The organism is Roseibium aggregatum (assembly GCF_017309185.1).
Lineage (GTDB): Bacteria > Pseudomonadota > Alphaproteobacteria > Rhizobiales > Stappiaceae > Roseibium > Roseibium aggregatum_B.
On the sequence record NZ_JAEKJZ010000004.1, the window covers coordinates 119,571 to 139,105 of the forward strand.

At 61.7% G+C, this 19,535-nt stretch carries 15 protein-coding genes; 11 read left to right on the top strand and 4 right to left on the bottom strand.

Going from position 1 to position 19,535, the window contains the following annotated elements; genetic code table 11:
- Positions 1 to 7 precede the first annotated feature (7 nt).
- Complete coding sequence (locus JF539_RS18255; RefSeq protein WP_207142155.1) at positions 8 to 517, bottom strand: hypothetical protein; 510 nt, start codon at positions 515 to 517, stop codon at positions 8 to 10.
- Between the two features lie 247 nt (positions 518 to 764).
- Complete coding sequence (locus JF539_RS28045) at positions 765 to 1,571, bottom strand: helix-turn-helix domain-containing protein (protein ID WP_207142156.1); 807 nt, start codon at positions 1,569 to 1,571, stop codon at positions 765 to 767.
- Positions 1,572 to 1,868: 297 nt separating this feature from the next.
- Between JF539_RS28045 and JF539_RS18265 the strand changes: the two genes are divergently transcribed.
- Together JF539_RS18265 and JF539_RS18270 are read left to right on the top strand one after the other, a co-directional pair.
- A complete protein-coding gene (locus tag JF539_RS18265) occupies positions 1,869 to 4,013 on the top strand; it encodes a TonB-dependent siderophore receptor (RefSeq protein WP_207142157.1) in 2,145 nt (714 codons plus the stop codon).
- 182 nt (positions 4,014 to 4,195) lie between these two features.
- A complete protein-coding gene (locus JF539_RS18270; protein WP_207142158.1) occupies positions 4,196 to 4,885 on the top strand; it encodes a GntR family transcriptional regulator in 690 nt (229 codons plus the stop codon).
- Positions 4,886 to 5,158: 273 nt separating this feature from the next.
- On the opposite strand, the gene JF539_RS18275 is transcribed toward JF539_RS18270, so the two are convergent.
- Positions 5,159 to 5,578, bottom strand: a complete 420-nt coding sequence (locus JF539_RS18275) for a nuclear transport factor 2 family protein (RefSeq protein ID WP_207142159.1) — start codon at positions 5,576 to 5,578, stop codon at positions 5,159 to 5,161.
- Positions 5,579 to 5,821: 243 nt separating this feature from the next.
- Here JF539_RS18275 and JF539_RS18280 point away from each other — a divergent pair, with 243 nt between their 5' ends.
- The 5 genes from JF539_RS18280 (at position 5,822) to JF539_RS18300 (ending at position 13,300) form a co-directional block, all read left to right on the top strand.
- Positions 5,822 to 7,000, top strand: a complete 1,179-nt coding sequence (locus JF539_RS18280) for an ABC transporter substrate-binding protein (protein WP_209017441.1) — start codon at positions 5,822 to 5,824, stop codon at positions 6,998 to 7,000.
- Between the two features lie 94 nt (positions 7,001 to 7,094).
- Positions 7,095 to 7,964 carry a branched-chain amino acid ABC transporter permease gene (locus JF539_RS18285; protein ID WP_207142446.1) on the top strand — a complete coding sequence of 290 codons (870 nt, stop codon included), beginning with the start codon at positions 7,095 to 7,097 and terminating at the stop codon, positions 7,962 to 7,964.
- Positions 7,965 to 7,973: 9 nt separating this feature from the next.
- A complete protein-coding gene (locus tag JF539_RS18290; protein ID WP_207142161.1) occupies positions 7,974 to 10,493 on the top strand; it encodes a branched-chain amino acid ABC transporter ATP-binding protein/permease in 2,520 nt (839 codons plus the stop codon).
- On the top strand, positions 10,490 to 11,710 hold the full coding sequence (locus JF539_RS18295) for an amidohydrolase family protein (RefSeq protein ID WP_207142162.1): 1,221 nt from the start codon (positions 10,490 to 10,492) through the stop codon (positions 11,708 to 11,710). Before JF539_RS18290 ends, JF539_RS18295 begins: the two co-directional genes overlap by 4 nt.
- Before the next feature lie 21 nt (positions 11,711 to 11,731).
- Complete coding sequence (locus tag JF539_RS18300; protein ID WP_207142163.1) at positions 11,732 to 13,300, top strand: amidohydrolase family protein; 1,569 nt, start codon at positions 11,732 to 11,734, stop codon at positions 13,298 to 13,300.
- On the opposite strand, the gene JF539_RS18305 is transcribed toward JF539_RS18300, so the two are convergent.
- Positions 13,275 to 14,201 carry a LysR family transcriptional regulator gene (locus tag JF539_RS18305; protein ID WP_207142164.1) on the bottom strand — a complete coding sequence of 309 codons (927 nt, stop codon included), beginning with the start codon at positions 14,199 to 14,201 and terminating at the stop codon, positions 13,275 to 13,277. The genes JF539_RS18300 and JF539_RS18305 overlap by 26 nt on opposite strands.
- Positions 14,202 to 14,340: 139 nt before the next feature.
- On the opposite strand from JF539_RS18305, the gene JF539_RS18310 reads away from it, so the two are divergent.
- Genes JF539_RS18310 through JF539_RS18325 form a run of 4 tightly spaced genes read left to right on the top strand, consistent with a single transcriptional unit; the run spans position 14,341 to position 19,526 of the window.
- Positions 14,341 to 15,966: an ABC transporter substrate-binding protein gene (locus JF539_RS18310; RefSeq protein ID WP_207142165.1), complete on the top strand. Its 1,626-nt coding sequence runs from the start codon at positions 14,341 to 14,343 to the stop codon at positions 15,964 to 15,966.
- Positions 15,967 to 15,970: 4 nt separating this feature from the next.
- Entirely contained in the window at positions 15,971 to 16,996 is a 1,026-nt protein-coding gene (locus tag JF539_RS18315) for an ABC transporter permease (protein ID WP_207142166.1), read from the top strand.
- On the top strand, positions 16,993 to 17,877 hold the full coding sequence (locus JF539_RS18320; RefSeq protein ID WP_207142167.1) for an ABC transporter permease: 885 nt from the start codon (positions 16,993 to 16,995) through the stop codon (positions 17,875 to 17,877). Before JF539_RS18315 ends, JF539_RS18320 begins: the two co-directional genes overlap by 4 nt.
- Positions 17,874 to 19,526 (top strand): dipeptide ABC transporter ATP-binding protein, encoded by a 1,653-nt coding sequence (locus JF539_RS18325; RefSeq protein ID WP_207142168.1) that lies wholly within the window; start codon positions 17,874 to 17,876, stop codon positions 19,524 to 19,526. The genes JF539_RS18320 and JF539_RS18325 overlap by 4 nt, the downstream gene beginning before the upstream one ends.
- Positions 19,527 to 19,535: the final 9 nt, after the last annotated feature.

The window sequence follows — 19,535 nt, forward strand, 5'->3', positions numbered from 1 at the left end:
GGTGGTGCTACCAGGTCAGGAAATCGAAACCCGGCTTGAGAAACGGCTTTTTCCGTTGAATTCCTTTGAAGTATTCGCTGCCGTAGAACAGATTGTGATGATCAAGATCTTTTAGATATGTGTTGATTTCCGTGATGGTTTCGAACAGGAAAATCTCGGCGCTTCTCTGATCGGTTTTCCTGTCATGTCCGTTGAAGATTTGAACCTCCCGGAACATGTTCGGAGTCATGTGGATCTTGTACTCTGAGTAGGGGGTGAGGAATTTCTCGAACAGCCGTTCCAATTGCTGTAGCAGCTTTCGGTAACTTGCGTCCCTGACGGTTTTCCGGCTGAGAACGCCCCCTTGCGCCTCTGTCAGAAACAGAGCTTCGTTTCCGAGGTCGATGCTGGTGCAATATTCGTGAAACGGTATGCGGAGTTCCGGATGAAGCGCAATGTAACGAGGGTCAATCGGGTAACCGTTGTCGCCCCTTTTCTGAGCCGTGCGCACACAAAAGACCGAAAATTTCTCTCCCATGAAATTTTTCCTCCAATCGAATAATAGTATTTTGCTTCAGCGCGGTAATATTCCGGGCCGGCCTGAACGTCTTTCCGAGATGTCGTTGATTGAAAGGGTATTCGTTCCGCTATCCGCGCACATGTGACCTGTGACACAGAAACGTCGCGTCAATTGTGTTGTGGCGCTGGAGGTTTTCAAGATTTTACAACGCGGGAGACAGCCATTTCCCGATCGATCCGAAGGACGTCAATCCGGTCTGGCTGAATCACTCCGCGTGCACGCCGGGTGCGTGAAAACTCTTGAGCCGCCGTGGGATTTCGCCGAAGCGGTTCTTGAAGGCCGTCGAGAAGGCGGCCGGAGAAGTGTAACCGGCTACGGTGGCCGCCTCCGAGATGCTGACCTGATCGCGCATCAAGGCTTCGCGCGCGCGCTCGAGCCGGGCGTTGCGGACGAATTCAAAGACGGTTTCGCCGAAACAGTCGCGGAATTTTCTTTGAAGCGAGCGGATGCTGGTTCCCGTCTCGCGGGCGATCTCGCCGATCTGCAGGTCCTGATGCAGACGGTCCAGGAGGAACTCCCGGACACGCTCCATGTGCGCGCGCGTCGACAGGGGGACCGGGTGGGGGTCCGTAAACACCTCGGTCGTCAGGCGCCGGCAGACGGAGACCATTATGTCGAGGCCCCTTGCCGACCGGTAGAGCGGGAGCAAGTCTTCCGTGAGCCAGCGGGGTGGCAGGGAGATCTGCTCCGCGATGCCGATCACGTCCGGCCCGGGCTCCCAGACAAGGTGGTTCAGATGACCGTTCATGAAATCCACGACCTCGGAGGAGCGTTCGGACGTGGTGATTTCCATCTGGTCCATCCACTCCAGCGGCGAGGTGATGGAGACCTTGTTGAGCGGTGTGTCGGTCCCCTTGAGCAGCCGGATATCCGTGTCGCGGCCCAGGGTGAATGTCAGCGCCTTCGGACGGCGCGCGGCGCCATGTCCGGCATCGATGTGAAAGAACTTTTCGTCAAGCCAGAAACTCTGTTCGCCCTCCAGAAAAATAAAAGTCTGGAATTTACCGCGCACACGTGACGCACGGACAGTTTCGATGGAAGTTCTCGGCCAGAGGCAACTGTCGACCTGAACGACTTGTCCACCTTTAAATCTTCTAGGAGGCGGCCTGTCACCCATACCTGATCTTTCCGCGAATGGCATGCTCCATCGTTTTGGCGTTTTCGGAAAGAAACTTGGCATTTCCGCGAGGCTTGCCCGATGGACTCATTTATCGAGTCTCTCTAATACCTGAGTTATAAAGTCAAGTTTAAAGAGTTGCGCAGGGTGCTTTCGGCCCGGTCGCGACCGCCGAATAAACGCAGGTATGCAATGTCCCGCCTAGTCTCCCAACTCACCACCCTTCACCTGGTTGCCACCGTAAGCATTTTCCCGCTTTCGGCCGCCATGGCCCAGGACGCCGCCGCGGTCAAACTCGATACGATCAAGGTGGAGGACATCGTCGAGCAGGGGGACGGTCCGGTCGAGGGCTACGTCGCAAACCGCAGCCGCGCCGGCACCAAAACGGACACGCCCCTGATCAAGACGCCTCAGGCGGTCAGCGTTGTGCCCAGCCAGCAGATCGAGGATCAGGCCGCGGACAGCGTATCCGAGGCGCTGCGCTATACGGCGGGCGTTGCGACGGAATACCGGGGATCTTCGAACCTGCACGACGAAATGTACATCCGCGGGTTTGGCTACGTGCCGCGCTATGTGAACGGTCTCGAATACGGCTGGAGCTCGCTCGGGCAGATCCCGCCTTACCTCCTGGAGCGGGTCGAGGTACTCAAGGGACCGTCCTCCATTCTCTATGGTCAAAGCAGCCCGGGCGGGATCGTGAACCTGGTGACCAAGCAACCGACCGGCGAGACCCGCCGGGAAGTCGAGCTGGTGACCGGTCTGGACGCCCGGATCGGCGGCAATTTCGATTTTCAGGGTACTTTCGACAAGGAAGGGGTCTGGAGTTACCGGCTCGTCGGCACCGGGGAGCGGTCCGATCTCGAGGAAGACGGTCTGAATTTCGAAGGCTTTGCGATCGCGCCGTCGATCCGCTTCGCCCCCTCGGAGGACACGTCGATCACGGTGTTGTCTTTCTTCACGCACGATCCCAAGGGCGGCTTCCGGAATTTCAGAGAAGCGGCGGGCACGCTTTATTCGACACCGCACGGCTTCATTCCGAACGACTTCAACGTCAGCGATCCGGATTTCGAGGAATACCGGCGGACCCAGTTCCAGATCGGCTATGAATTCGAGCACCGTTTTAACGAGGTCTTTCAGGTCCGGCAGAACGCCGCCTACAACATCGTCGATACCTACCATCAGACGCTCACCTGGGGCTCGCTGGACCCTTCGACCGGTAACATCTCCCGGCGGCCAAGCGGTGGTTCCACCGATCTCAACCAGTTCGTCATCGACAACCAGCTCCAGAGCGACTTCGACACCGGCGCCTTCAGCCACACGCTGTTGAGCGGAGTGGACTTCAAACACTCGATGCGAAACTATCAGTGGGGTTTCGGGGATACCACGGGCCTCGATATCAACTGGATGAACCCGACCTACGGCAACCTCCCCGATATCAAGCTCAATCTGTGGACCAGCGACGAGGTTACCCGCGCCTGGCAGCTTGGCGCCTATCTGCAGGACCAGATCGAAGTGGGCAACCTGACTGTCAGTCTCGGCGGCCGCTACGACTGGGCCGGGACCGAGGTGGATCAGTACGCGGGCACGGATTCGTCATTCTACGACAGCGCCTTTTCCGGACGCGCCGGCGCGATCTACAATTTCGACAGCGGCATCTCTCCCTATGTCAGCTATTCGACCTCCTTCGAACCGTCTCTGGAAACCGATCACAACGATCAGCCCCTGGAGCCGGTGACCGCGCAGCAGTGGGAGGGAGGCGTCAAATACGCCACGGCTGACGGCAGGTTCCAGGCCTATGCATCGGTCTTCCATATCCTGCAGCAAAACCGGTCGACGACCGATCCGGTGACAAACGAAGTCTTCCAGACCGGAGAAATCCGGAGCCAGGGGTTCGAGCTTGAGGGGCATGCCCGGATTACCGAGAATTTCTCGCTTGTCGGGTCCTATACCTACATCGATGCGAAGATCACCGAGGACGAGGATCCGGACCAGGTCGGCCTGAGTGTGGACCGTATCCCGGAGCATCAGGCCAATATCTGGGGCCGCTATAATTTCACGCAGGGCCGGCTTGACGGCATCGGTCTCGGACTTGGGCTGCGTTATATCGGCCCGAGCACCGACTGGACGAATGACGTCAAGGTGCCGTCCGCAACCTTGCTCGACGCCATGGCGAGCTATGATTTCGGCGCGATATCCGATCAGCTCGACGGTGTGAAGCTTCAGGTCAATGCGAGCAACCTGCTCGACAAGCGTTACACGTCAAGTTGCGCCAGCCGCTGGGCCTGCTGGTACGGTCCGGGCCGTGTCGTCACCGCGAAGCTCAAATACACCTGGTGAGGCGATGGCACCTGTGCCACGGCAGGTCAGGCCGTACCCTAGGCTGCCGTGATGGTCTTGTTCATCGGACCGCTTCGAGGGAAATGGCGTTCAACAAGGTCCGGCGCTCAAAAGAGACCTAGGCAAATCAAACCGAATTTGATTTGTTAAACGGATCAGAGTCTTCAGCCGTTTCTCATTTCATGAACCGATCCGAGCAAATTTGCGCCGCTCTGCGCACCGCCATTCTCGAACGCGCCCTGCTTCCTGGCATGAAGCTGCCGGAGGATTCCCTCGGCGAGCGGTTCGGCTCGAGCCGGACCATCGTTCGCCAGGCGCTTGAGCGGCTGGCGGCGGAGGGGCTGGTCGAACTCCGGCGCAACCGGGGCGCCGTCGTGGCGACGCCGAGCCTCGAAGAGGCGCGGGATCTGTTCGACCTGCGCAGCCAGATCGAGGACCTCGTCGTCAGCCGTCTCATCGATACGTTTTCTGAAAAACACCTCGACGCGCTGAACGCGCATCTCGCCAAGGAGATCGAGGCGGAGAAAGGTCCGGAGCCGGTGTCCATCCGTCTGGCGACGGAGTTTCACATCCTGCTGGCCCGGCTCACGGAGAGCCCCGTTCTGATCCGCTATGTGGAGGATGTCGGCTACCGCTGCGGGTTGACCCTGGCGCTTTATTCCCGGCCCCATTCGACCGACTGCGGCATTCAGGAACACAGGGAGATTATCGATGCCCTGTCGAAAAAGGACGAGGCCCGCGCCCGGGAACTGATGCGCCATCACCTGGGCGCGGTCGCGGACCGGGCGCTGATCAAGCCGGAAAAGGAAGGCCAGTCGCTTTATCTGGATGCCCTGGAGCCCTACGCGCGGGCTGTGCGGGAAGAGAAGTAGCGATGCGCAGTTTTCTCTGACCGCATCTTCAATCGTTATCGGCGGGCAGATGTCCCACCACACCTTCCGATGTCATCCCGGACGCAGCGAAGCGGAGATCCGGAGCCCACTCGCAATGTCGTCTGCATAGGACGTTCAGGTGCTGCCGATCCGCGTTAGCTCTGGAAACAAGTAGGCCCCGGGCCTCACGTCGTTCGCCCGGGGTGACAGCTGGAGAAGCAAGCAGGTTGAGGTGCTTGCCAGCGCAGACGACAACAGCAGGCGCAAGACGCCTCAGGCCTCGATGCCCATCCGGGTGAGAATCCGCTCGGCGCTGTCGTTCCAGACATCCATCTTGACGATCTTGCCGTTCTCGACCTCGAAACGGTCGATGTAGCGGTTGCCTTCGAAAGGCGTACCGTCCGGCCATTCGCCGTAAAGCGTGCCGACCGAGTAGACCACGGTGCCGCCGGCGCCCGTCGCCACGTCGAACCGGTCCATCCTCTTCTTCACCCACTTGTAGCGGGCGGCGTTGAAGCCGGTCGGTCCGGAAGGGTGGTTGAACTTGCGGCCGCCGGTGAAGGTGATCTCGACGTTTTCGGCAACGAAGGTCGCGGCCAGGTCCGGATCCGGCTTCATCGACGCGTCGAGGTAATCGCGCACGATCCGGGCTTCCTCGGTAAGCTCAGGGGGTGTTTGGCTGTCGCTGGTCATTTCGGTCTCGCTGCTTGACTGTCGGCAACAGGATAGACCTGCCTCCCCACACTTGCATGCAAATTTTGTATGCAAAAATTGCATGCAATTTAGGCGAAATCGGATTTAATGGTCCTTCAGGATGAGGGGTTTATCCGGTAAGTCTATGAAATATATGGATTCATAGATTCTGGCATCCCAATTGCTCAAGGATGGCGTTCGGACGTGCCGTTCGGACGACCAGAGGAGCCAGATATGAAATCCATGAGAATTCTTCCGAAGGTGACCCGCCGCGTCCTGATGTCAGGGGTTGTCGGCTTCGCGGTCGCTTCCAGCCTGCCCGCATTCGCCGCCGACACGATCAAGATCGGCCTCGTTGCCGCTCTTAGTGGGCAGTCGGCCAAGTCGGGTCAGGCGATCACCCGCGGCCTGACCATCGCTATCGACGAAATCAATGAAAAGGGCGGCGTTCTCGGCAAGCCCCTGGAACTGGTCAGCCGCGACGACGAGAGCAACCCCGGCAAGGGTCTGGTGGCCGCGCGCGAACTCGTTCAGCGTGAAGGCGTCGCCGCCCTGATCGGCGGTCTCGACACACCGGTTTCCTTCGCCATCGTGCCTTTCGCGAACCAGGCGAAAGTACCCTTCGTCGGACCCTGGGCCGCGGGCACCGGCATCACCAAGAACGGCGCCGAGGAAAACTACATCTTCCGCGTCTCGGCCGTGGACGAATATGTTGACGAGGCGATCACCGAGTATCTGATTTCCAACTACGGCTCCAAGAAGCCGGGCATGATCCTGATCAACAATCCCTGGGGCGAGTCCAATGAAAAGGGTTTGACCAAGGCCCTTGAGAAGCGCGGCATGGAACATGCCGGCATCGAGAAGTTCGAGAGCAACGATGTCGATGTGGTGCCGCAGCTGACCCGGCTGAAGGAAAACGGCGCTGACGGTCTTTTCGTCGTGGCGAACGTCGCGCCGACCGCGCAGGTGGTCAAGTCCCTCGACCGGATGGGCTGGGACGTTCCTCTGGCCTCGCATTGGGGCCCGGCCGGTGGCCGCTTCACCGAGCTGGCCGGCAAGAGCGGCGAGAAGCTGCACTTCATCCAGACCTATCTGTTCACGGAGGGCGACGCCAAGGGCGAGGTCATGTTCGCCAAGCTTCAGGAGAAGTTTCCCGAAATCGAGACCATGGCCGACGTGACCCCGGCAACCGGTATCGCCAACGCCTATGACGCGATGCTGCTTCTGGCGGCCGCCATCGAGAAGGCCGGATCCACCGATGGTCCCGCGATCCGTCAGGCCATGTATGACATCGAGAACATAGAAGGCCTGATCAAGACCTATACCGATCCGTTCTCGCCGGAAGATCAGGACGCCATCGGCCCGGAAGATTATGTCTTCGCGCATTTTGTCGAAGGTCAGATCATCCCGATCGAGGACTGATTTTTTCAACACCGCCTCCCGCGACGTATCGCGGGAGGCCTTCTTTCCTGCCGGGCTTGAATGCCCGCTGTAATTTCCGGGATTTCCCATGACCTTGATGATCGCAGCCCTGGTGACCGGGATCGGCCTTGGCAGTATGTATGGCCTGATCGCGCTCGGTTTCCAGATCACCTATTCCGTTTCCTCCACGGTCAATTTCGCGCAAGGCAGCGTCGTGATGCTGGGGGCGGTGCTCGGCTATGTGTTCACCGAACGGCTCGGGCTTAACTGGATGATCGCCTATCCGGCGGCGATCCTCGGCTGCGGTCTGTTCGGCATGTTCGTCGAGGTGCTTCTTGTGCGCCCCTTCGTGGAGCGCAACTCGGAAGCCTGGCTGATGGCAACGGTGGCCGGGGGAATCTTCCTGGACAACGCGGTCCTCTTCACTTTCGGCAACGAACCGCGCACCCTGTCGTCGCCCCTGACCCAGACAACCTGGCAATTCGCCGGAACGGGCATATACCCGCAGCAGATCCTGATCCCGCTGGCCGCCATCGGCGTCGCCTTCGCTCTTCACTTTCTGTTCCGCAAGACGCTGCAGGGACGGGCGCTTCTGGCGGTTGTCCAGAACACCCAGGCCGCGCGGCTGATGGGGATCAACACGCGCCTGATGGTATCAGGCTCCTTTGCCATTTCCGCCATGCTCGCGGGTTGCGCGGGGCTTCTGATCGCACCGCTCTTTTCGGTCCACTCCGACATGGGAACCCTGTTCGGCCTGAAGGCCTTCGCGGTCGCCATCCTCGGCGGCATGACCTCGGCTTCGGGCGTGATGCTGGCCGGCTTCATCTACGGAATAACGGAAGCGCTGGTCACGGCCTATCTCGGCTCGTCCTCCACCTACATTGTCGTCTTCGCCCTGCTCATCCTGGCGCTGACGCTGAAACCCGACGGCCTGTTCGGCCGGCCCGCGGTCAAGAAGGTCTGAGGCAGTCGCATGACGTTTTCAAGTTTCCGGGCCGGTACAGACCTGCTCCTTTTGGCGTTGACGCTGGCCGGCATGGCGGCCGTCCTTTCGACCGGTGGGTATACGCAATTCGTCATCGGCCTGGTGGCGTTGACGACAATCCTCGGTGTCGGTCTCAACGTTCTTTACGGCCTGACCGGACTGGTTTCTCTCGGGCAGGTCGGATTTTTCGCCATCGGTGCCTATGTGGCGGGGATCGCCACGCTCGCGGGCATGAGCTTCTGGCTGGCCCTGCCGCTTGCCGGCGTTGTCGCTGGCATCGCGGGATTGCTGCTCGCCGTGCCCGCCGTCCGCATGGCCGGGCCGTTCCTGGCGATGGTGACCATCGCCTTCGCCTTCATCGTTGAGCATGGGGCGGTCGAATGGCGGTCCGTGACCGGGGGGCAGAACGGGCTGATGGGCTTTCCGATGCCGGAATTCGCTGGCTATATGTTTTCCGAAAGGGATCTCGTTCTGTTTTCGACCGCCCTGGCCGGGGTGTCGCTCTATCTGTTCCGCCGTCTTGCCGACAGTGGCTGGGGCATGGCGATGACCGGTATCCGCGACGCGGAGATCGCCGCCACGTCGCTCGGCTACAGGCCCTTTGCCGTCAAGGCCACCGCGTTCGCCATCGCGGCCGCCATGGCGGGTCTCGCCGGGGGGCTGTTCACGCCGCTGATGATGTTCATCGCACCGAGCAATTTTCCCTTCTCGCAGTCGATCCTGTTTCTGTTCGCCATTCTGATCGGCGGAGCCGGGACGGTGCTCGGGCCGCTTGCGGGGGCGCTGGTCACGGTGCTTCTGCCAGAGTTTCTCTCCGGGCTTGCCGAATACCGCCTCTTGTTCTTCGGCGGGCTTCTGGTCGGTGTGCTGCTGCTGGCGCCGCGCGGTCTTGTCGGGACGGTGTCGAAATTTCTACCAGCCGCGCAGCGTCGGATCGATCCGTCTCGTCCGGACAAGGTCGAAGCCTTTTTGCGCAGCAACGCGGAGCGGGGACAGCTTGAGATCCGGAGCCTTGGGATTTCCTTCGGCGGCGTCCGGGCCGTGGACGGTGTTTCGCTGGCTATCAAGGTGGGCGAGGTGACTTCCATCATCGGACCGAACGGCGCGGGCAAGACGACCGTCCTCAACATGATCAGCGGCTTCTACCGGCCGTCCAACGGCGAGATCCTGCTGGGCGGCAAGAACCTTGCCGGCTGGTCCGCGCAGAAGGTGGCGCGTGAAGGCGTCGCGCGGACCTATCAGACGACGAAACTCTTCGAGAACCTGACGGTCGTTGCCAACGTGGTCTCCGGACTTTCCCGGGGCAGCATGGGCAATCCCTGGTCGGACATTCAGTCGGCCGAAAACCTGTCCCTGGCGGCCGGGTTGTTGCGCTATTGCGGCTACGAGGGTGAGCTGGAAAAACGGGCAGGCGATCTGCCACATGTGGACCGGCGCCTCGTCGAGATCGCCCGCGCGCTCGCCCTGCGTCCCGATATCCTGCTGCTCGACGAACCCGCCGCCGGGCTGATGCGGGCGGACAAGGACAGTCTGGCGGGATTGCTGCGCAAGATCGCGGATCTCGGCCTGGCGGTGGTGCTGGTTGAGCATGACATGGATCTTGTCATGGGCATCTCCGACCGTATCCAGGCGGTCGATGCCGGCAAGCCGATCGCCTATGGCACGCCTGCGGAAATCCAGTCCGACAAGACCGTGATCGAAGCCTATCTGGGTGATGGCGGGTCTTCAGCCCGGCCCCGTGAAGAGGCGCTTGAGACCGAGGAAACGCCGGTTCTGTCGACATTGAACCTGACGGCTGGATATGGAGCGGCGCCGGTCCTGAAAGAGGTGACGATGAAGGTGCGTCCGGGCGAGATGGTGGCGCTTCTGGGCGCGAACGGCGCCGGCAAATCCACTTTCCTTTCCGCCCTTGCGGGACTGCACCGTCCCGTCGACGGCAGGATCATCCTGAAGGACGAGGCGGTTCAGGAGCTGATGCCCCACGAGCTGGTCCGGCGCGGACTGGTTCTGGTTCCGGAAGGACGCCAGGTGTTTCCGGAACTGACGGTTCTTGAGAATATCGAGCTCGGCGCCTACAAGCGGAAGCGGGACATGACCGGCGACGAGATCGCGTCCCATCTTGACCGGTTTCCGAGACTGAAGGATCGTCTGACCAGCCGGGCGGGTCTTCTGTCGGGCGGGGAACAGCAGATGATGGCAATCGCGCGCGGGCTGATGTCGAAACCCGATATCCTGCTTCTGGACGAGCCTTCGCTCGGCCTTGCCCCGGCCATGGTGGACGAACTTTACGCCATTCTGGGCGAGCTGCGCGACGAAGGCAAAACCATCCTGCTGGTCGATCAGATGGCAACCATGGCGCTTTCCATCGCGGACTATGCCTATGTGCTGGAGCAGGGGCGGATCGTGGTCGAGGGATCGGCGGCCGAGCTTGCGTCCGACCCGAGACTGACCGCCGCCTATCTGGGTGGTGCCGAAACGCCTGAACCGGCGTTGGAGGCGGGCGCATGAGCGATCTGATCGTCCGCAATGTCCGACTGCCGGATCATGAAACCTCCGTCGATGTGCTTGTCAGTGATGGGCTGATCGCCGCCATCGGCCCGGGGATTTCAACCGATGCCTTAGAGCTTCAAGGGCTGGGCGGACTGTTGACCCCGGGGTTCGTGGAAAGTCATATCCATCTGGACAAGGCCTGTATCCTCGACCGCTGCCACAACGAGACCGGTACGCTGGCAGGGGCCATCGCCTCGGTCGGGGCCGCGAAAAAGACGTTCACGACAGAAGACGTCTATCAGCGCGGCCGGAAGGTTCTGGAAAAGGCCATCGTCCAGGGCACCAATGCCATGCGTACCCATGTGGAGATCGATCCCGGGATCGGACTGCAGGGGTTTGACGCGGTCCTGCGCCTGAAAAAGGAGTTCGCCTGGGCGCTGGACCTGCAGATCTGCGTCTTCCCGCAGGAAGGGCTGACGAATTACCCCGGCACGTTCGAGCTGCTGGAAGAGGCCCTTGAAAAAGGCGCCGACCTGCTGGGCGGTTGCCCCTATACCGACACGGATCCGAATGCGCAGATCCGAATCCTGTTCGAGCTTGCAAGGCGGTTTGACGCGGATCTCGATTTCCACCTGGATTTCGATCTCGACACCGGCTGGCGGCATCTGGACGAAGTCGCCCGGCAGACGATTGCCTTCGATTGGCAGGGCAGGGTCGCCATCGGTCATGTCACCAAGCTCTCGGCCTTGCCGCGCGCGGATCTCATGGAAACGGTTTTCCTGATGAGGGACGCCGGTATCGCCTTGACCGTCCTGCCGGCCACCGATCTCTTCCTCATGGGACGGGAGCACAATCATCTCGTTCCGCGTGGCGTTGCACCGGCCCATCTCTTCCACGATCACGGCGTCTGCTGCACCATGGCGACCAACAATGTGCTCAATCCTTTCACGCCCTATGGCGATTGTTCGCTGACGCGGATGGCGAACCTTTACGCCAATGTGCATCAGCTCAGCACCGAGGTGGACCTGGAAGCCTGTTTCGCCATGGTTACGGCGGCACCGCGCGGTCTGATCGGGCAGGCGCGCCAAATCGCGGTCGGCGAGGAGGCGACCTTCGTGGCGCTTGCCGCCGGGAGCGGCTCCCAGGCGGTGGCGGAAATCGCCCGGCCCGCCTGGGGCATGAAACGCGGCCGCTTGAGCTTTGAGTGCCCTGAGGCGAAACTCTTCGCACCTTGAGGAGCGCGGGAAGACACGCTTATGACCGGACAAGCCGAACCGACCGAATTCCTGATCCGCTCGCGCGCCGTTATCAAGGGCGTTGACGAAACCCTCGACGGCGAGGTTCTGGAGGGAGGCGGCCTCCATGTCCGGGACGGTGTTGTCGCCGCGCTCGGACCGTTTGAGGAGCTGCGCAAGGCGCATCCCGATCTGCCGGTGGAAGGGAACGGTGACGCAATCGTCTTTCCGGGTCTCGTCAACGGTCATCACCATTCCGGCCTGACGCCGTTCCAGCTCGGAGTGCCTTACGGTCCGCTCGAAACCTGGCTGCCGCAGTTTCGCGGCATGCGCTATGTCGGCCATCGGCTGGACACGCTCTACTCCGCGATTGAAATGCTGGAATCCGGCGTGACCTCAGTGCAGCATATTCATCCAGCGCTGGTCGGTGGGCCGGAAGACTGGACCGGCCTTGCCGACAGCGTGATCGCCGCCTACCGCGAGATCGGCATGCGGGTGTCCTTCACCTTCATGATCCGGGACCGGAACCAGCTCGTGCATGAAGATGACGAGCCCTTTCTGGCGAGGCTGCCGGAAGAGGACGCCGCCTACTGGCGCCCGAGGCTCGCCGCGAGCAAGGCGCCGATTGCCGACTACATGGACTGGTTCGAGGTGCAAAAGAGAGACTGGCGGGAGAAAGATCCGGACCGGGTGTCCTGGCAGCTTGCGCCGGCGAACCTGCACTGGTGTTCCGACGACTGCCTGACCGCGATCTTCGATACGGCGGAGAGAACCGGCTCCAAGGTCCACATGCATCTGGTCGAAACCCATTTGCAGGCGGAATTCGCGCAACGCACTTACGGTAAATCAGCGGTTCGCCACCTTCACGATCTCGGCTGTCTCGGGCCTGCCTTGACTCTCGGGCACGGGATCTGGGTGGATGATGAAGACCTGGACCTCATCGGCGACTGCGGTTGCGGCATCTGCCACAACGCCAGCTCCGGCCTGAGACTGGCGAGCGGGGTCGCTCCCGTGAACGCCATGCTCAGGAAAGGTATTCCGGTTTGCCTCGGGATCGATCAGGCGGGGATCAACGACGACCGGGACATGCTGCAGGAAATGCGCCTCGTCTGGGCACTGCACCGAGAACCGGGCCTTCGCAGCTTCCGGCCGTCGGCAGGCCACGTCTTTCAGATGGCGACGGAGCACGGGGCCGCGTCGACCGGCTTCGAGGGCCGGATCGGGCGTCTGGATGTCGGCAAGGCGGCGGATGTCGTCCTGATCAACTGGAACGATATCGCCAGGCCGTTTGTTGACGGGACCGTACCGCTGCTCGATGCGCTGCTGCAGCGGTCGCGGCAGTTCGCGGCTGATACCGTCTTTGTCGGCGGCAGAAAGGTGGTCTCCAGCGGCAAGGTGGTTGCGGTCGATCGCGAGGCGGTGTTCGCAGAAATCTCTGATTTTTTGAACTCCGATCCGAACGCCGCCGAGAGCGAAGCCAGGCTTCGGACCGAGACCCTGCTCGGCCATGTCGGGCGCTGGTTCGACAAGGCCTACCCGGAGGCTTTAATGCAACGTTACCGCTTCAACCGGATCTCCGGTCAGGGCTGAAGGCCTGCCAGCTCTCCGACAAGGCCATGGCGAGCTGGTTGGCGAAGCGCGCGGATGCGACGGGCAGCGTGCGTCCCTTCATCTGCATGAGTGTCAGGTTGCCGTAGGCGACATCGGATTTCGGCAGAGCGCGGAACACGAGCCGCTCGTCCTTGTCGATGTTGAGCCCGATGGGAAACTGAAAGCCGACGGCCATCTCGTTCTGCACGTAATGCCGCATGAACTCGAAAGAATCCGCTTCGATCGTCGATTCCAGCTTCTGCGACATTCTGGCCACGGCGAGATCGAGAAGGTAGCGGATACCGATCCGTTTCGGCGGAACCACATGCGGGTAGCCGAGACAGTCGCGGAGACGAAGCTTTTCCTTGTTCGCCAGCGGATGGTTTTTCGCCATCACCGCGTAAGTCGGCTGTTCGACGGTCAAGAGCACATCGAAGTCGCCGAGATGGGCCGGCTCGAAGACCAGCGCGAGGTCGCTTTCAAAGGCGCGCAGGTCTTCTTCCGCCGCCTCGCGGTCGCGGACGCGGACGGTGAAGGAGACGCCCGGATGCTCGGCACGGTAGGCGGCGATCTGGGCAGGCATGAAATAGGGTTGCAGGGCCTGGGAGCAGGCGATGCTGACGTGCCCGCGTCTCAAGCCCGACAGATCGGCCACCTGGCCACGGACGCGCTCCAGTTCCGCGATCTGGCCGCGAATGTGCTGGATCAGCAACTCTCCGGCCGGATTGAGCCGCACGCCGCGTGGCAGCCGCTCGAAGACGGGGGCGCCGAATTCTTCCTCAAAGCCTTGTATCCGCCGGTTCAGCGCGGAGGAGGTGATGTTCATGTCCTCGGCCGCCTTGCGGATCGAACCCGCCTTGGCGACCGCTTCTATCAGTCGAAGTGTCTGAAGGTGCCGCATTTACAGTGCCTTGGAAAGAGTGCTGCAAAAAACGAAGCATGAAGATGCAAAAATAGCAATAGAAGTACGCACTAAAGCGTCGCATCGTGCCTTTCTGCGGGAAAGGCCTCCCACCCTTCCCAGGAAAAAGGGGACAGACATGACCAATGAGACTTCGAGGCGCGGCTTTCTGAAAGGCGCGGGTGCGACAGTGCTTGGAACCTCCGTATTGCCGTTTTTGAAGGTATTACCGGCCGCGGCCGCGGGGAGTGACGTCATTGTGGCCGTGACCGGTCAGACCATCAACAGCCTCGACATTCACCGGACCGGAACCAACCGCCCAAGCTATCAGGTGGCGGTGAATGTCTACGACCGCCTCGTCAGCTTCGGCACCAAGACGCTGGAGGACGGCAGTCTGTCCTACGATTATTCGGTGATCGAGCCGGAGGTCGCCGAGAGCTGGGAATTTACCGACGACGGCATGGCGATCGTTTTCAAGCTGCGTCCGGAAGGCAAGTTTCAGGACGGCTCGCCGATCACCGCGCAGGACGTCAAGTGGTCCTTCGACCGCGCCGTCAGCGTCGGCGGCTTTCCGACCGTGCAGATGAAGGCCGGCTCGCTTGAAAAACCGGAGCAGTTCGAGGCTGTCGACGACCTCACCTTCAAGATCAATCTCCTGCGCAAATCCAAGCTTACCCTGCCGGATCTCGCGGTGCCCGTGCCGATGATCATCAATTCCAAGGTCGCACTTGAACATGCGACCGAGGAAGATCCCTGGGCGATGGAATACCTCCACAAGACGCCGGCCGGGTCGGGCGCTTTCAAGGTCGCGTCCTGGAAGGCGGGCGAGCAGCTCGTCTATGAGCGCAACGACAACTGGACCTCCGGTCCCGTGCCGGAAGTCAAGCGGGTTATCCTGCGCGAGGTGCCGAGCCCCGCCACCCGCCGTGCGCTTCTGGAGCGGGGCGACGTCAACATGTCGTTCAACATGCCGAACAAGGACGCCAAGGAATTGTCCGGCACCGAAGACATCACCATTGCGACCACGCCGATCGAAAACGCGATCTACTGCCTGTGTCCCAACCTGTCCTTCGAGCCGTTCAAGGACAAGAGGGTCCGTCAGGCGATCGCATGGTCGGTGCCTTACGAGGAAGTCTTCCAGACGGCGGCTTACGGCCGGGGCGCGCCCATGTGGGGCGGGCCGAGCGCCACGCCGGCGGATATCGCCTGGCCGCAGAAGTTTCCCTATTCGACCGATCTCGACAAGGCCAAGGCCCTGCTCGAGGAAGCCGGCTACGGCGAGGGGTTCGAGGTGCCGCTCTCCATCTCGCTCAGCCAGACGGACTGGATGGAACCGGCGGCTCTCCTGATCCAGGAAAATCTCGCCAAGATCGGCATCAAGGCGACGATCGAGAAGATCCCGGGGGCGAACTGGCGGACCGCTTCGCTTGTCGAAAAGCGCTTGCCGCTGCACCTTGAGACCTTCGGCGGCTGGTTGAACTATCCGTGCTACTACTTCTTCTGGGCCTATCTGGAAGGTCATCTCTTCAACTCGTCGAACTATCGCAACGAGGAGATCGAGACCCTGACCGGGGAAACCCTGCACATGCCGGTCGACGATCCGGACTATGCGCCGAAGATCAAGCGGATGATCGAAATCGCCTGGGACGAGGTTCCGCGCATCGCGCTCTGGCAGCCGGCGCTCAATGTCGGTACCCGCGAGATCGACGGCTATGAGTACTGGTTCCACCGGCAGCTCGATGTCCGCGGTCTGAAGAAGTCGTAAGTCGATGGCCGGGCGTCTCTCCACAATCGGAACCAGGATCGCGCAGTCCATTCCCGTGATCCTGGGGGTCGTCGTGGTCAGCTTCGTGCTGACCCGCGCCCTTCCCGGCGACCCTGCGGTCTATTTCGCGGGCGCCGCGGCGGATGAGGCGTCCATTGCCGAAGTGCGGACAGCGCTTGGCCTCGACAAACCGCTTCCCGAACAGTTTCTGATCTACGCCAGGGACGTCGCGACCGGCAACCTCGGCCAGTCGCTCTCCACCGGCCAGCCGGTCCTGGAGGATCTCGCCAACCGGTTGCCGGCGTCTCTGGAACTGACGCTGACGGCGCTCATGTTATCCTGCGCCGTTGCCATTCCCCTGGGCGTGCTTGCAGCCACGCGTCCAGGGTCGGCAGTCGACCATCTGTGCCGCGTGCTCGTGACCGCAGGCGTGTCGCTGCCGACCTTCTTCACCGGCGTCGTGCTGATCTACATTTTCTACTATCTGCTCGGCATTGCCCCGTCGCCGCTCGGGCGGCTGGATTTCATCTATATCGAACCCGACCGGATCACCGGCTTCTACCTGATCGATGCAGCGCTTGCGGGCGATTGGGAAACCTGGGTCGGTGCGCTGAAGCAGCTCGTTCTGCCGGCGGTGACGCTGGCGCTCTTCACGATGGCGCCGCTGGCGCGCATGACCCGGGCGGCCATGCTGAGTGCCCTGTCCTCCGACTATATCCGCACCGCGCGCGCGGCCGGTCTGACCGAGGACAAGGTGCTGTTCACCTATGCGTTCCGAAACGCGCTGCTGCCGGTGATCACGACCCTCGGCATGGTTTTCTCCTTCACGCTGGGCGCAAACGTGCTGGTCGAAAAGGTGTTCGCCTGGCCCGGCATCGGTTCCTACGCGGTCGAGGCGCTGGTGGTCTCCGACTATGCCGCCGTCCAGGGCTTCGTGCTTGCCATGGCGCTGCTCTTCGTCGCGCTCAACCTGGTGATCGACCTCACCTATACGCTCATCGACCCCCGGATCGGATTTGAAACCAAATGAGTGACACGGCGACCCGGGCGGAAGCGCTCAAGCAGCAGGATGGCGCGCTGGCGCATATCGCCTATGTGCTGCGCTCCAATCCGGTCACTTTGTTGGCTTTCGCGATGTTCGCGGTGCTTTTGCTGGCGGCCGTGCTCGGTCCTCTGATCGCTCCGTTCGATCCGCTTCAGACCAACGCCTCGAATGCCCTGCAGCCACCCTCCTTCACCCATTGGTTCGGCACCGACAATCTCGGACGGGACGTCTTCAGCCGGGTGATCGTGGCCACAAGGCTCGATCTGGCCATCTCGATTGCCGCGGTCGCTCTGTCCTTCCTGGTGGGTTCCGTGCTCGGCAGTCTGGCGGGCTATTGGGGGGGCTGGCTCGATGCGGTCCTGAACCGGGTCTTCGACACGATCATGGCGTTTCCGCTGTTCGTGCTGGCCATGGGCATCGTGGCGGCGCTGGGCAACACGGTCGAAAACATCGTCTACGCGACGGCGGTCATCAACATTCCCTTTTACGCCCGGCTGGTGCGCGCAGAGGTCAATATCCGCCGCGATGCGGGCTTTGCCCAGGCGGCGAAGCTTGCCGGCAACTCGGACGTGCGCGTGCTCGCGCTTCATATTTTCCCGAACGCGTTGCCGCCGATGATGGTGCAGGTCTCGCTGAACCTCGGCTGGGCGATCCTGAACGCCGCGGGTCTCAGCTTCATCGGCCTCGGCGTGCGCCCGCCCACCGCGGAGTGGGGCATCATGGTCGCGGAAGGAGCGAACTTCATTGTCTCCGGCGAATGGTGGCTCGCCATCTTTCCGGGTCTCGCCCTGATGTTCGCGGTGTTCACCTTCAACCTTCTGGGAGACGGGCTGCGCGACATTGTCGACCCCCGGCAGCGCTCATGAGCCTTCTATCGATCAACGATCTTCAGGTCTCCTTCAAGACGCGCCGTGGAACCGTGAATGCCGTGCGCGGTCTCTCGCTCGAGATCGAAAAGGGCGAGACGCTCGGCATCGTCGGTGAATCCGGCTCCGGCAAGTCCGTCACCTCCTATGCGTTGATGCGGCTCCTGGAAAGCAACGGCCGAATTTCCGGAGGCGCCTTGAGCTACGGCGGGATCGATCTGAGGCACGCGAAGGAAAGCGTCATGCGCGACCTGCGCGGGCGCGAAATCTCCATGATCTTCCAGAATCCGAGGGCGGCGCTCAACCCGATCCGCAAGGTGGGTCACCAGATCGAAGACGTGCTGCGCCGCCATGCCAAGGCGACGCGGTCGACAGCCAGGGCCGAAGCCATCAAGGCACTGGAGGCAGTCAAGATCCGCGATCCGGAGGCGCGTTACAACGCCTATCCGTTCGAGCTCTCCGGGGGGATGTGCCAGCGCATCGTCATCGCGCTCGCGCTTGCCTGCGATCCGAAACTGCTGATCGCCGACGAACCGACAACAGGGCTCGACATCACGACCCAGAAGGCGGTGATGGACCTGATCGCGGACCTGATCGCGGAGCGGGGCATGAGCGCGATGGTCATCACCCACGATCTCGGTCTCGCCGCCCAGTACTGCAACCGGATCGTGGTCATGAAGGACGGCGAAATCGTCGAGCAGGGCGACCCGAAGCGCCTGTTCACTGCGCCGGAGCATCCCTACACGCGCAAGCTGGTCGATGCGACGCCGCGCTCCGGGGCGTCTGTGCGCTCACTCTTGCCGGCCGAGCAGCGCACGCCGGCACCGGAATTGCCGGTCTCCGAAACGCCGCTTCTGGAGGTCAGGGATCTGACCAAGACCTATCAGGGCAAGTCCGGCCCCGTTCACGCGGTCAAGGGCATCAGCTTCAAGGTTATGAAAGGTCAGAGTGTCGGTCTTGTCGGGGAATCCGGTTGCGGCAAATCGACGACCTCCTCCATTCTCGTGCGGCTCACCGATCCGACAAGCGGCGAGATCCTGTTCAACGGCGAGGATCTGGCAAAGACGCCGGCCGGGACCTTCGCGCGCGATCCCCGCCGGGCGGCCATCCAGATGGTCTTCCAGGATGCCACCGACAGCTTCAATCCCCGCCACACCGCCCGCCACTCCATCGCAGAACCACTGAAGCGGCTGACCGGGCTGAAGGGCAAGGCGCTCAAGGACCGGGTTGAGGAACTTGCGGATCTGGTCGGCCTGCCACGGCCCTTGCTGGACCGGTTTCCCCATCAGCTTTCCGGCGGTCAGAAGGCCCGGGTCGGTATCGCCCGCGCCATCGCGGTCGAGCCGCAGTTCCTGATCCTGGACGAGCCGACCGCGGCCCTCGACGTCTCCATTCAGGCGATCGTGCTCAATCTTCTGGTGGATCTGCGCGCCAAGCTCGGCATCAGTTTCTTGTTCGTGAGCCACGACCTGCATGTGGTGCGGCTCCTGTGCGACCATGTCATCGTGATGCGCGACGGTGAAATTCTAGAAGAAGGGCCTGCCGCGGCAGTGATGGACGCGCCGGCCCATGCCTATACGCGGGAGCTTCTCGCAGCCGCTCCCGAACCTCCGGCCCTGGCGGAAACGCTTTCGTCGGCCGCTGAATGAAATCAGAAA

Coding starts and splice junctions, on each gene's coding strand:
- JF539_RS18315 (WP_207142166.1), top strand. CDS start 15,971: ATGGCCGGGCGTCTCTCCACAATCGGAACCAGGATCGCGCAGTCCATT.
- JF539_RS18270 (WP_207142158.1), top strand. CDS start 4,196: ATGAACCGATCCGAGCAAATTTGCGCCGCTCTGCGCACCGCCATTCTC.
- JF539_RS18295 (WP_207142162.1), top strand. CDS start 10,490: ATGAGCGATCTGATCGTCCGCAATGTCCGACTGCCGGATCATGAAACC.
- JF539_RS18255 (WP_207142155.1), bottom strand. CDS start 517: ATGGGAGAGAAATTTTCGGTCTTTTGTGTGCGCACGGCTCAGAAAAGG.
- JF539_RS18300 (WP_207142163.1), top strand. CDS start 11,732: ATGACCGGACAAGCCGAACCGACCGAATTCCTGATCCGCTCGCGCGCC.
- JF539_RS18280 (WP_209017441.1), top strand. CDS start 5,822: ATGAGAATTCTTCCGAAGGTGACCCGCCGCGTCCTGATGTCAGGGGTT.
- JF539_RS18305 (WP_207142164.1), bottom strand. CDS start 14,201: ATGCGGCACCTTCAGACACTTCGACTGATAGAAGCGGTCGCCAAGGCG.
- JF539_RS18290 (WP_207142161.1), top strand. CDS start 7,974: ATGACGTTTTCAAGTTTCCGGGCCGGTACAGACCTGCTCCTTTTGGCG.
- JF539_RS18275 (WP_207142159.1), bottom strand. CDS start 5,578: ATGACCAGCGACAGCCAAACACCCCCTGAGCTTACCGAGGAAGCCCGG.
- JF539_RS18325 (WP_207142168.1), top strand. CDS start 17,874: ATGAGCCTTCTATCGATCAACGATCTTCAGGTCTCCTTCAAGACGCGC.
- JF539_RS18310 (WP_207142165.1), top strand. CDS start 14,341: ATGACCAATGAGACTTCGAGGCGCGGCTTTCTGAAAGGCGCGGGTGCG.
- JF539_RS18320 (WP_207142167.1), top strand. CDS start 16,993: ATGAGTGACACGGCGACCCGGGCGGAAGCGCTCAAGCAGCAGGATGGC.
- JF539_RS18265 (WP_207142157.1), top strand. CDS start 1,869: ATGTCCCGCCTAGTCTCCCAACTCACCACCCTTCACCTGGTTGCCACC.